This window comes from Enterovibrio norvegicus DSM 15893, assembly GCF_900115495.1.
GTDB classification, from domain to species: Bacteria; Pseudomonadota; Gammaproteobacteria; order Enterobacterales; family Vibrionaceae; genus Enterovibrio; species Enterovibrio norvegicus.
This window is the reverse complement of sequence record NZ_FOWR01000041.1, coordinates 33,462-46,081: the sequence shown is the minus strand read 5'-3', so window position 1 is coordinate 46,081 and position 12,620 is coordinate 33,462. Positions and strand designations below refer to the sequence as shown.

The 12,620-nt window shown below is 45.7% G+C and carries 9 protein-coding genes; 8 read left to right on the top strand and 1 reads right to left on the bottom strand.

Features of this window, described 5'->3' with window-relative positions; all coding sequences use genetic code 11:
* Window positions 1–177 precede the first annotated feature (177 nt).
* Window positions 178–1,530 (bottom strand): MATE family efflux transporter, encoded by a 1,353-nt coding sequence (locus tag BM082_RS20380; RefSeq protein WP_074928410.1) that lies wholly within the window; start codon window positions 1,528–1,530, stop codon window positions 178–180.
* 207 nt (window positions 1,531–1,737) lie between these two features.
* On the opposite strand from BM082_RS20380, the gene BM082_RS20375 reads away from it, so the two are divergent.
* The 8 genes from BM082_RS20375 to mepA all read left to right on the top strand — a co-directional run bounded on the left by BM082_RS20375 (window position 1,738) and on the right by mepA (window position 12,608).
* The gene (locus BM082_RS20375) at window positions 1,738–3,546 is read left to right on the top strand and encodes an IucA/IucC family protein (protein ID WP_244276063.1); all 1,809 of its coding nucleotides are present in this window, start codon (window positions 1,738–1,740) and stop codon (window positions 3,544–3,546) included.
* Window positions 3,533–5,248: an IucA/IucC family protein gene (locus BM082_RS20370; RefSeq protein ID WP_074928406.1), complete on the top strand. Its 1,716-nt coding sequence runs from the start codon at window positions 3,533–3,535 to the stop codon at window positions 5,246–5,248. The genes BM082_RS20375 and BM082_RS20370 overlap by 14 nt, the downstream gene beginning before the upstream one ends.
* 22 nt (window positions 5,249–5,270) lie before the next feature.
* Window positions 5,271–6,527 (top strand): AMP-binding protein, encoded by a 1,257-nt coding sequence (locus tag BM082_RS20365; RefSeq protein WP_017012454.1) that lies wholly within the window; start codon window positions 5,271–5,273, stop codon window positions 6,525–6,527.
* Window positions 6,528–6,536: 9 nt separating this feature from the next.
* Window positions 6,537–7,811, top strand: a complete 1,275-nt coding sequence (locus tag BM082_RS20360; RefSeq protein ID WP_017013335.1) for a DUF6005 family protein — start codon at window positions 6,537–6,539, stop codon at window positions 7,809–7,811.
* A gap of 1 nt (window position 7,812) precedes the next feature.
* Window positions 7,813–8,643, top strand: a complete 831-nt coding sequence (locus BM082_RS20355; RefSeq protein WP_017012456.1) for a sugar phosphate isomerase/epimerase family protein — start codon at window positions 7,813–7,815, stop codon at window positions 8,641–8,643.
* A 113-nt stretch (window positions 8,644–8,756) separates the two neighbouring features.
* A complete protein-coding gene (locus tag BM082_RS20350) occupies window positions 8,757–9,491 on the top strand; it encodes a response regulator transcription factor (RefSeq protein ID WP_017012457.1) in 735 nt (244 codons plus the stop codon).
* 137 nt (window positions 9,492–9,628) lie between these two features.
* On the top strand, window positions 9,629–11,569 hold the full coding sequence (locus BM082_RS20345; RefSeq protein WP_017012459.1) for a TonB-dependent receptor domain-containing protein: 1,941 nt from the start codon (window positions 9,629–9,631) through the stop codon (window positions 11,567–11,569).
* 202 nt (window positions 11,570–11,771) lie between these two features.
* Window positions 11,772–12,608, top strand: a complete 837-nt coding sequence (mepA, locus tag BM082_RS20340) for a penicillin-insensitive murein endopeptidase (RefSeq protein WP_017013338.1) — start codon at window positions 11,772–11,774, stop codon at window positions 12,606–12,608.
* The last annotated feature ends 12 nt before the right edge of the window (window positions 12,609–12,620 follow it).

Sequence of the window (12,620 nt, the reverse complement as noted above, 5' to 3'; positions counted from 1 at the left end):
GCTCCGCCATTCATTAAGAAGCCTCGCTAGCAATAGCGGGGCTTTTTATCGTTTGTAGGTTTTGTTAATGGGCTCTCACGAGCCTTCGGCTTGAGTTCCGGACGTGCGCGCCCCCGGTCGCTCCGTCATGTATTAAGAAGCCTCGCTAGCAATAGCGGGGTTTTTTTCGTTTTGGGCTCAAGCATAAACAGGGGCGTCGGGAGTTTTCCGTTTCTGGTGCACAGCAAACAAAGTCAGCGCTAAAGCTAGTGTTATGAATTCGGCGACGGGCAGGGCGGCGAGAAAGTGTGTTTGTTTCAGATAGGTTGAAAAGGAGAGGAGGAGTATCACTGGAAGCACTAATCCTCTACTTAATGCGATTGCAGTGGATTGCAATGGTTTCTGGACCGCGGTGAAATACGCGGAGATTAAAACATTAAGGCCACTGAACATAAGGCATGGCCAGAGGATATTCAGATAGAGCAAAGCATTTTGCTGTGATGCGTTTTCTAGATCTGAGAGGAACAATTTGGAGAGATGGTGGGGCATCAGCGTACAGACTAGCACTAGTACAGTGCTAATGCTTAGAATAGTTACTGCCGCTAAAATCATGAATTGTCTGATACGGCGGTGATTCCCTGCACCTAGATTTTGACTCACAAGAATATGGATAGCATCCACAATACCGTAGTACGCCATCATGCTGATAAAAAGAACATAATTTGCGATTGAGAAGCCTGCAATTGCTGCATCATCTCCGTTTACGAGCAATAGCCAGTGAACAGTAAAAATCACTATCCCTACAGATATTTCATTGATGAATTCAGAAAATCCATTGATGAACGCGCGTGCGGACTCTTTGATTTTTAAACCCTTCAACGTGAACTTCAGCGTTCTGTTTTTCTGCACAAAAAAGGAAAGCAAAACAATGAGCTGTATACTCTGGGCAATCGTGGTCGCCCATGCAGCCCATTCAATGCCTAACCCTAAGTATCCGAGGAAAAGAATATCCAAAGCAATATTGGTGATTGAGCCAAAGATGAGCGCCGCCGTTGCTAATACCGGAAAACCGTCGGCACGTACAAAGTAATACAACACCATGGTGGTCAATTGGATGATTAGGCAGAAAGACATAATGCCAAAATAGCTATTCATGGTTTCATGTATGTCTTGTGGCGCATTGAGCGCATCAAATAGGTACCCACTGTTTGGTGTCACGATCGCCGCCATTACGACTGTGAACAACATCGCGCTAATGAGAGATTGAGAAAAGATAGCGTCTGCCTTTTTCTGCTTCTTTTCACCTATGTACCTACCCGCCAATACAGTGCCCCCTATTGCAATCATCAAGCAGACAGAAAACATAAACGTAAAGTAAGGAATGAGTAGATTAATTGATGCAAGAGGCGCTGCGCCTAGATAGCGTCCAACAAATATACCGTCAACAATGCTGGCACTTGATATGGCAAGCAATCCAGCGAGGGAAGGTAAGGCGAAGTAGAAGAATGTTGGGATGATCGGCGCGTCAGTAATGCGGTTTTTTGTGGCCATTGAGAGTCATGCTTTGTGTAAAAACGTTATCTTGTTCGAGTGAGTGAATCATCACTAGGGGCCGGTTGTGAATTTGAGACCTTTCTGGAGGGGCGTTGTAACAAAAGTAACAGTTGGTGAAATGATAATTAATATCACTTAGGATTCTCAGCCTTGTTGGATGTAGCACTTACAAAGAGTGTTGCTCGCTTTGAAGGTGAGGTCATTTTGAGCCAGAACGCAAAGGAAATTGCAGATATTGCATCATTTCAGGCTTTCTTCAATTGCTACTTAAAAGAGATAGATGAAGGACATTGGTATACCGCGAAGCAATGGCAAGACGCGGATAAATCGATGGCACTCGAAGCTTGTACCTGGGTCGTTGAAACGCCTCTGGCAGCCCAAAGCACTAAACTTGCCGTTACCGTCAATTACCGCACCTTAGTGGGGTGTCACCGATTTTCTCGAGCCTATCTGTTCCACCCGTCGAGTTGTAAATGGCAAGAAGTGCCTTTTTCGAGTGTTGTGCAACTCCTTATTGAAACCATTTTCTCATCAAATGTTTTTTCGACCTTCAATGTTCAGCGTGAAAGGAATAAACAAGAACTGCTCTCCCGCGTAAATGAAAGTTGCTCATTAATGAATGCGTATATTTCGCAAAGACTTGATGATCCTAAGCTGGTAAGCACAGATTTTATCGATGCGGAACAGTCCCTGTTATATGGACATTGGCAACACCCAACCCCAAAAAGTCGTCAAGGTATGCTTGATTATCATCATGCCTATTATGCGCCAGAGACCAAGGGGAGTTTCTCACTGCATTATTTCAGTGTTGCTCGACGCCTTATATGTCAGCGTTCCGCGCTGACTATCTCTGCAGAAGAGATCATCACGTCTTCATTGCCAATATCATCACCTATAAAAGAGGGTCACTTGGTGCTACCCATGCACCCATTACAAGCTCAATGGCTTATTCACCAATCGAGTGTTCGTCGGTTGATGTCGGAAGGTTTGGTCGTCGACTTAGGTACGCAGGGCATTGATTTCACCGCAACATCTTCCGTTCGCTCTTTGTATAACGCGAATTTAGCGTGGATGTATAAATTCTCGCTGCCGGTCAAAATAACGAACTCACTACGCGTGAATAAAAGGCATGAACTTGATGCTGGGGTTGTGATGGCGACGCTCTATCGAAAAACAGGATTCAGCGAAGCGTATCCGCAATTCAAAATCATCACAGACCCTGCTTACATTACAGTTGTCTTGCCGGAACAAAGCGAAACAGGGTTTGAAGTCATCATCCGAGAAAACCCCTTTTCGGAAGGAAAAGATACCGATGTTGTTACCATCGCGGCGCTGACCCAAGAGGCCCTTCCGGGGGAGACGTCAATGCTGTCGCGCTTCGTTCAAACCATCGCATTAAGAGATCACACCTCACTTTCTCAAGCTTCCATTAAATGGTTTGCTAAGTATTGGGAATGCAGTATCGAGCCTATGCTAAAGCTCTACGATGAGCATGGCATCGCCTTGGAAGCGCATCAGCAAAATAGCGTTCTTCAGTTAGAAGAGGGCTACCCGTCTATTTACTACTTCAGGGACAACCAAGGTTTCTATTTATCGAATGCGTACAGAAACCACCTCGCGGCTATGGAGCCAGACTCAGTCACGGTTGATGCTCTGTACTTTGACGATGACGTTATTTGTGATCGATTCGCGTATTACCTTTTGATTAATAATTTGTTCTCTATTGTTGGCCGTTTGGGTTCAGACGGCTTGGTTGAAGAAAGAATATTGGTCAGCTTCGTTCAGCAGCGCCTTTTAGCATTGCGTAACGTTCTCACTGGCGCTGGCACCTTGTTTGTTGATCAGCTCCTCTCTCGATCCAGTATTCCCGCCAAAGGCAATCTATTAACACGCGTGCATGACGTTGACGAGTTGACGGTCGAAAATGAACAAGCGATCTATTGCCATATTCCTAACCCGTTGGTGATGACCTGCCTAGAAGAGCCAACGGAGGTTAACTATGCCTCTGCCTAACTGTGAACAACTGCCACCAGAAATAAGAGTTATCAAGCAGTTACTTGAGTCCTTGTTGTTTGAAAAGTTAGTTGAACCTTCCCCCTCATCTTTGACTGACGAGTTCTTATGGATGATGGGTAACCGTGAATACAGGGTTAAGGGCAGCATTGGTGCATTCGGTCGGTATCGATTAATGATGAATAGCCTGAAAATCAATGGGCGATCTATCGACGTGAGTAGCGAATGGCTGACGATCATTGATGATCTCCCAACCACCGCGAGCATCAAGAAAGCGCTAGCAGAAGAGTTTCTTCAAACGGCACAACTCAGTCGTTGGAATGTTCAGCACTTACCCAAGCGATTGTCGCGACGTTCATCAAGCTATTCCGAGCTAGAAAATCAACTGGATGAAGGGCACCCCTATCATCCCTCATTTAAAGCGAGGACGGGTTTTAGTGAAGCTGACCATCGAGCATTTGGGCCTGAATCGGGCAATGTCTTTAACCTGTATTGGTTAGCGATTCGTCATTCTTACTTTAAGCAAACCTTACCTTTAGAGCAGACACACTTTTGGCTCAATGAGCTTGGTCATGGGCAATGGAGTCGATTGTCCGGCGCACTAAATGCTCATGATGCGACATGGGATGATTATGCGTTGTTGCCAATCCATCCTTGGCAATGGCAGCAATTGAAAGACGGTTGGCTAGCAAAATACCTTGCGACGAAAGACATTATATTTCTTGGCATTGGTTCAGATAAATACGTGGCGACACAATCCGTACGAACGCTGCTGAACAAAGAGTCACCCCTGCATCCGAACATAAAGTTACCGATGAATATGGTGAACACCTCTTCTCATCGAAACCTTGCTGCACATTCTGTTTGCCTTGCACCAATGGTTTCTCAATGGCTTGAAAACACACTCCATCGTGATGGTGCATTGGGCGGGATCAGCATTCTCAACGAGTATGCTGGTGCACGGTTTTCTGATGATTCATTGGATGTGACTTCATCAACTGAATTAGGTCAACTGGCTGTTATTTTTAGAGAAAGTGTAGAGCTTCATTTGAAAGAAGGAGAAGCTGCTATTCCGTTTAACGCCATCATGATGGTGGAACATGATGGGCTGCCATTCGTTACGGGTTGGGTTGAACGCTATGGACTTGATGCATGGCTAGAGCAGCTTATCGAAGTGACGGTGACACCAATATGGCATCTCTTGGTGAAACATGGCATCGGTATAGAGCCCCATGGTCAGAACATGGTTCTAGTGCATCGTGATGGGTGGCCAGAGCGCATCATTGTTCGAGACTTTCATGAGAGCGTCGAGTACAACGCCGCATTTATCCGTGATGCAGACGCGGTGCCGAATTTTGCAGAGATTGAACCTTCACTCAGTGATGCGCCGCTCGATGATTATTACGCAATGAGTTCGATCGAACTACTGCGAGAGCTTGTTATGGATACCTTGTTTATCTACAACCTTGCCGACGTTTCACACCTTATCAGTACTTTCTATCCTTTGCCTGAACACGAGTTTTGGCGCCGTGTTTCTCACAAACTCGACGAGTATGAAAAAGAACACCCTGAGCTTGCTGAGCGCTTGTCGCTGCTTGGATACCGAGCACCCGAAATTCTCACCGAATCTCTTATGACAAGAAAGCTGAAGGCGAGTAGCGCCGAGTGCCACCACTATATTCCAAACCCACTGTCTATTTAGCATATTGAACAATAGGGACGTTATGATTTTTGTTAACGATGAATTCTATGGTCATGAGTATTTTCATGACGCTTATGAGGCATTTAAAGCCGATCCCATCCTTGGAGACTGCGCGGGAAAACGCTTTGCGATATGCAGTGAGGACCCTGCTTATGTATTGTCTGTGTGTCTGTATTTACGCCAACACGGTGGGTCTTTTTACCCGATATTTGCGCCAACACCTCGCCTTGCGGCTAAACGCTTAGCGAACCGTGCTGAGTGCCATTTCTTGTTGTTCGATAAACACCAGCCCGCGATGACGTTGCAAAACAGTACGGTTGATAAAGATGCAGTACTTGTTCAAACAAGTTCAGGAACAACGGGTGAACCAAAAGTGATTACACGCACTTGGCAATCCATTGCTGAGGAAGTTGAAAGCTACGTATCTTTCTTCTCAACCCCTCACACTATGACGCCGCTTATTGCATGTCCTATCACGCATTCTTATGGGCTAATAGCCGGCGTACTTGTCGCCCTGAAGCGAGGGTTAACGCCCGTTATCATCAATAACATCAACCCGAAATACTTGTTAAAAACCTTATTAAATACACCGAATCACTTACTGTATTCCTCTCCCGCGCTGATTAACTCTGTGGTTCAGCTTTATCCAAAAGATCAGAGGTTACACGCGGTAATGACGTCAGGCACGGTGCTTCCTGGGGCTTGGTTTGATGCGTTGCGAGAGAAAACAAAACACGTCTTCCAGCAATACGGTTGCTCGGAGGCAGGTTGTATTGCCATTAACACAAATACGCTCACCGCAAACCAAATAGGACAGCCATTACCACATTTGCAGGTCTTTGCAGGAAACGACGCTTCTTGCCCTGATGAAATTGTGATCACAAAAGGCGACGTAACCATCCACACCCAAGACCTTGGGTATATTGATGACAAAGGGGCGCTTTATTTTGTATCTCGGTGCGATGACATGATCAACGTATCGGGGTTGAATGTTTATCCACAAGACATCGAAAATGTTGTGCTGGAAATCCCTGACGTCACGGAAGCGATCGTCTTTAAGCGCCCTGATCCTTTTTCTGGAGAGCGTGTTTGTCTGCAATTTATTGCTACGAATCAGTTAGAGCCAAGTCGCATTCGCCATTGGTGTGGAACCAGATTGGCGTCTTATCAGCTACCCGTAGATATCGAGCAATGCGAAGAAATTGAAAAGATGGCGAACGGCAAGATTAACCGCAAGACGTTATCACAAAGCACAATTTCAATTCCGGCGTTAGGATAAGGAGGTACCATGCAGCGCGAAGACATTATCGAATCCATCCGACAAGTGCTGGCTGAAAACATGCAAAGCCGACATATGGACAGCTTCAGTGAATCTGCAAAGTTAAATGAAGACCTGTATCTTGATTCAGTGCTGATTCTTCAGCTTATTCTGCATCTAGAACTCGATTTAGGATTGAGCGTGCCCGAGCAAAACATTACTGCTGCGGATTACGCAACCGTGTCGAGCTTGGCCGACTTTCTGTGCCGAGTGAACAATAAGGTCGAGGTGGTAGACGAGGTAACAACGGAAGAGTTTGAAGACGTAAAAGTGCATTGCTTTGTCAGTTGTGTGTGCGAGTCGCTCAAACGCAAAGGGATCGATCATCGTCCGTTCTATTTCGGCGTGTGGGATGCCACTTTTACCATCAGTGAAGACTTTCAGCTTCAATACCACTCTGACGATATCAATCATGAACAGTTTCTTTCGTGGTATCAGCGCCTTTATGGTGTTCGCCTAGATTCTTGGTATAACGAGAATGTGTCTAAGCGACAAAACATTCAAGAAATGAATGTGTTATTGGCAAAAAAGCCAAAGACAACAAACCTGATGGTTATGTTGGACATGTACCAACTGCCAGAGAGAGAGAATAAGTTTAGCCAGAACCCTTTCCCCCATTATGTCATGTTGGAAAACACGGATAACCCCGAAAAACTCATGGTGCTAGATCCTGATTTTCGTTGGGAAGGCTTGCTTGATCGCGAACGCATTTTGAATGCTATTGCACAGCCGAGTGTCGCCGGTGGTTATGTGTTTGATGAACAGGGTTTAAAACACGCTGCTCCCGAGGATGTGAAAGCCTATTTTGAAGCATGCTTTATTGGGACCTCGAACCCACTGACGGAAGCCATTCGCACCATTCTTAATGCGCATATATCGGGTGCTCATGGTGTTTCTCTGTCTGCCTTGAACTTCGCATTACGTGAAATTCGGGTTATTGCCGTTCGTAAGTATGCGTATGAGCATGGCTTTGCGTTTTTCTGGCGAGCACTTGGTCTCGTCGATGACGACTTCGAGCGCTGGTGTGATGTGATTGAAGAGTTAATTCAAACCTACTCTTCTATTCAGTATCAAATCATGAAGCTTGCTGAGACGAAGGATTTGTCTTTACAGGTGGGTATTTATGCCCTGCTAAATAAGCAGAATAAAACTGAAATGCGTATTAAAAATCGTTTATACGAGGTATATCGAGATTGGTGTGAGCTCAATGATTTGACCATCGAAACCTGCGCAGAGGCTGTGTGATATGCAGTTGTCTATTTGTACGATCTCGTTTCGACATCATCTGGTTTCTTTAGAGAACATCGCAGAGTGGGCGAGGTGTCATGACTTTCAAGGTATAGAGCTTTGGGGGGTTCATGCGCGTGGGTTAGAAACGCAGCCTCAATATGATGCTAAGTGGATCAAGGATATGGGGTTGTCTATTTCAATGCTCAGTGACTATCTCCCCATTGTGGGAGATGCGCGAGATGCAGAAGAAAAGTGTCAGCATATCTGTCGTCTAGCGAATTACTGGGAAACGTCAAAAGTCCGCACTTTTGCAGGGCATCAGGCGAGTCAGCTCGTTGATGTTAAGCAGCGAAAGACAATGACACACCGCCTACATAAAATCTGTTGTTATGCGGCCGATTTAGGGCTGGATGTGCTTGTCGAAACGCACCCTGGAACCTTAGCGGATACTCCGAACTCCATTATTCAGTTGCTGGAAGAAGTTAACCATCCGGCATTGAAACTGAACTTTGATACCTTGCATGTGTGGGAAGCGGGAGAAGACCCTGTTGCTTTCCATCGGCGCGTGGCGCATTGCATCGGGCACTACCATTTGAAAAATGTACGTTCGAGAGATCAGTTAAACGTATTTTCACCAGACAATGTTTACTCACCCGTAGGCTGTCGTTATGGCATGGTGCCTCTGTTAGAAGGAGCGATGGATTACCATCGATTTCTCCCCGAAGTGTTGAAAAACGATCATGCAACGGCCTCGTTGGAATGGTTTGGCAATGACGTTAAGCAAACGCTATTGGGGGATAAAGCTGCGCTCGATTCCGTTCAACGGCACATTCGAATGCATTCATAATCAAAATGAATGTGTCGCCCAACTAATTAGACCCTATTTATGTGACATGGATCCTATATGTGAGGTGATAGGCTTTTATAAAACGTAATGATATTGATAATCGATCGCATTTAATGGGCTCAAAAAAAGATGTGAGTGAAGTAATGAATGCACGAGGAGCACAGCATGGAAATATTTTGCTGGTTGTTGAGCCTGATAAAAAGTACGGACAAGTGCTTGTCGATCAACTTCAACGCAAAGGCTTTATGGCTCGCTGGTGTTTATCATCCGAGGAAGCGTTAGCACTGCATGATCAACTTGCAGTTGAACTCGTGATGTTATCGACATCGCTTCCTGAAATGAAAGGTCATAACTTACTCAAACAACTGCGTCACAAGACATCAGTTCCGATTGTTTTATTAGCAAAAACATACTGCCAGCTTACTTGTATTAACAGCTTCCTCTACGGCGCGGATGACTACATCACGCGCCTACAACCTTTCAGTGAAATTGTTTGTCGAACGGCGGCGATCTTAAGAAGAACGGGACAACAGCCCATGCCGTTCCATCATTCTCTAATGATCGTTGATCAACTCGCCATGGATAAAAAGCAGCAGATCGTGACCTTTGATGGGCAAGTTATTTCAGTCACTCCCATTCAATTTAAATTGCTTTGGACATTGGTGGTTCAGCAACATCAGATCCTGAGTAAAGACTATTTGTATCAACGGGTTCTTTCTCGAGAGTTCCAAAAGTACGACCGAAGTCTAGACATGCATTTGAGCCGAGTGCGTAAGAAGCTCGTGGCAGCAGGAATGGATGCAGAGCGTTTACAAACGGCGCATGGTGTAGGGTATTGTTTTTCATGATTTATAGTGAGATTAATTTAAATCATTTAAAATCATAGCTTTATGGTTTTGTAACAGTTGTAAAATGCGTTTACAGAACAGCACTTCTTTTTGATAATAATGAAAATCATTATCGTTATCATCACGGAAGTACAAAGATGTTCCAAGGAAGTAGCTTCAAAATATCCCCGCTCAATATTGCTGTATGTACTGCACTTTTCAGTCATGTAGCCATCGCAAATACTGACGAAACCGTCGTTGTTACTGGTAACCCTCTCCAAGCCGCAGACGTCACGATTGATGCTAGCCAGCTTGAGAAAAGCCAAGCGAGCGATCTCAACGACATATTCCGCACAAGTTCCGAAGTCTCGGTCGGTGGGGGAACAGACTATTCGCAGAAAGTGTATGTGCGTGGTCTTGAAGACACCATGCTGAATGTCACCATCGATGGTGCTGTTCAAGCTGGCTCGTTATTCCACCATCAAGGTAGCTTGTTTATTGAGCCTGAGTTACTTGAGCAAGTTGACGTCTCAGCAGGTGCAGGACGTGCGACTGATGGTGCGGGTGCCTTAGGTGGCGCCATCAAAATGAAAACCAAGGATCCTCGAAAGCTAATCGAGGCCGGTGATCAATTTGGTGGCCGTGTTAAAACCACCTATTCCGACAATACTGATGGCTTTAAAACAACTGCGACAGGTTACGGCGCATTGAGCGACAAAGTCACTGTGTTGGCGTCGTTGGGCTATACGGACCAAGATGATTATGAAGACGGGAACGGTGATACGGCTGAATACACAGGTTTCCGTAACAAGTTTGGTTTCGCGAAGATTGTTGGTGAACTAACAGATTCTCAGACACTTACCTTTAGTTACGAGCGCAAAGAAGATGACGCAACCCGCTATGCGCGTCCTCACATGGGGTATTTTGAAAGAAGAGGAAATCCTGGAAACTACCCTCTTGCACAGAGTACTTACCGCGATACTGCCACGCTCAACTACCTTTTAGCTTCAGACAGTCATTGGTTAAATTTAGACACGACGTTCTATTACACCGACCTGAAGCTAGAGCGCTTCGATGACCCTCGATTTGGTACCTATATTGGTAATACTGAATCTATCGGTGGCGATATTCGAAATACGTCTACGCTCGATAAGTTAACATTGATTTACGGTATCGATTTCCGCAAAGATGAATCAACGTTCAGCGGTGGAAACCAGACCTTTGTTGATAAAGGCGATCAGACAGGTGCTTATCTCCAAGGTGATTATAAAGCTACACAGTCATTGTTGCTCAGTGCAGGTGCGCGTTATGACCGTTATGCGTTGGATGAAGATCTGCGTGATGGCGATTCTCGCACTGAAGGCTCTGACATTTCAGACAGCGGGTTCAGCCCCAATGTCGCAGCAACGTACTTCATCACTGAAGATGTGAACGTTATCCTTGGCTATGCAGAAGCGTTCCGTGGCCCTCAAGTGAGTGAATTGTGGCTGTTGGATTACGTCTATAGCGCCAACGATCGTAAGGGTGAGAAGGCGAAAAATACTGAGCTGACGATCAACTGGAACTTCAACAACGGGTACCTTTCAGCAACAGCTTTTGACAGTAAAATTGAAGATGTCATCGGACGCGATAGCAGTGTTTATGAAAACATCGGTACTGTAGACAACCAAGGCTTTACTGTTTCAGCGGGTTATCAGTTGGAAAGTGTTGCGGCGACCATCAGTTACAGCCGAGCAGAGCCAGAGTTAAATGGTGTGCCTTTGAACGATGGCAATATGAACATAGGCACGGCAACGGGCGATACGCTTGTTACTACGGTTAACTACTTTGCGACGGATGACTTGGAGTTTGGCTGGACTGGTCGTTTTGTTGATCGTCTGACGGATGTGCCTGACGGAACAGATGAAAAATCGGGTTATGGCGTACACGATTTGTACGCACAGTGGATGCCAATCAGCGGAGAAGATCTCGCGTTGACAGCGTCGGTGAAGAACGTGTTTGACAAAGCTTACCGAGATCAAGCGAGCTTGAGTGAAGACTACAACGGCCCGTTTGAACAAGGACGCAACATTAAGTTGGGTGTTAACTGGGGCTTCTAATGTCAATGGTAAGAGGAACGAACGTTCCTCTTACCTCATGTCTTTGGGTATGAGTGAATATCTACAAAAGGAGAAGCTGAGCTTCTCCTTTTTGATTTTGATTACAAATACCTTATTTGCTCTGCTCTTTGAGTAACCTATTGTCACTTGCGCGAGTCTAGCCTGCTAAGATCGGAGAGAAACGCTTTCTTGTGGGGGTGAGATGAAGAAAACCTTATTCATGCTTTTTCTGTTTGCTTTATTCTTTTTGGGTATAACCATGGCATTGGCAAATCCATGGGAGCGAGCGGGTCTGCCGTCAAATGGCCAAGAGCAATCGATAGGCAGTTATGCCAATGGGTGTCTTCAAGGTGGAGAAGCCATGCCGCTGGTGGGTGAAGGGTATCAAGTTATTCGTCCATCAAGGAATCGATACTATGGTCACCCAGATATGATTGCCTATCTGACGAAACTCGCGGGGAAAACGAAAGGGTTCGGTCTGGATGACTTATTGATTGCCGATATTTCAATGCCTCGTGGGGGGAATTTCACCAGCGGGCATTCCAGCCATCAAACCGGTCTTGATGCAGATATCTGGCTGAGCTTTGCGCCGGAAAGGCTCAAGAAAAGTATCGTTGAAAAACCGACAGCAATCAGCATGGTTGATTTAAAATCCTATTCGTTGCGTCGAGATAATTGGCTTCAGGAACATGCCGTTCTTTTCCAAGTAGCAGCCTCGGAGCCGGAAGTCGCTCGCATCTTTGTTCACCCAGTCATTAAAGAAACCTTGTGCGAAATGACATGGGAGGACAGGACATGGCTACAAAAAGTCAGGCCGTGGTGGGGACATCATTATCATATGCATGTTCGACTTCGCTGCCCTGACGGAAGTGCTTCTTGTGTTGATCAAGCAACGCCCCCGCAAGGGGATGGCTGTGGCAGTGAACTCATAAGTTGGCGACCAAAACCCAAAGATGAACAGAAAAAAGTCGTGAAGACGACGAAAAAAAAACGGGTAAAAATCAAACCAGAGCAGTGCTTGGTGGTACTCCGTCAGTGATGTGATACCACA

Excerpts from the sequence above, each read along its gene's own strand:
- BM082_RS20360 (WP_017013335.1), top strand. The coding sequence starts at position 6,537 with ATGCAGCGCGAAGACATTATCGAATCCATCCGACAAGTGCTGGCTGAA.
- BM082_RS20345 (WP_017012459.1), top strand. The coding sequence starts at position 9,629 with ATGTTCCAAGGAAGTAGCTTCAAAATATCCCCGCTCAATATTGCTGTA.
- BM082_RS20355 (WP_017012456.1), top strand. The coding sequence starts at position 7,813 with ATGCAGTTGTCTATTTGTACGATCTCGTTTCGACATCATCTGGTTTCT.
- BM082_RS20380 (WP_074928410.1), bottom strand. The coding sequence starts at position 1,530 with ATGGCCACAAAAAACCGCATTACTGACGCGCCGATCATCCCAACATTC.
- BM082_RS20370 (WP_074928406.1), top strand. The coding sequence starts at position 3,533 with ATGCCTCTGCCTAACTGTGAACAACTGCCACCAGAAATAAGAGTTATC.
- BM082_RS20365 (WP_017012454.1), top strand. The coding sequence starts at position 5,271 with ATGATTTTTGTTAACGATGAATTCTATGGTCATGAGTATTTTCATGAC.
- mepA (WP_017013338.1), top strand. The coding sequence starts at position 11,772 with ATGAAGAAAACCTTATTCATGCTTTTTCTGTTTGCTTTATTCTTTTTG.
- BM082_RS20350 (WP_017012457.1), top strand. The coding sequence starts at position 8,757 with ATGGGCTCAAAAAAAGATGTGAGTGAAGTAATGAATGCACGAGGAGCA.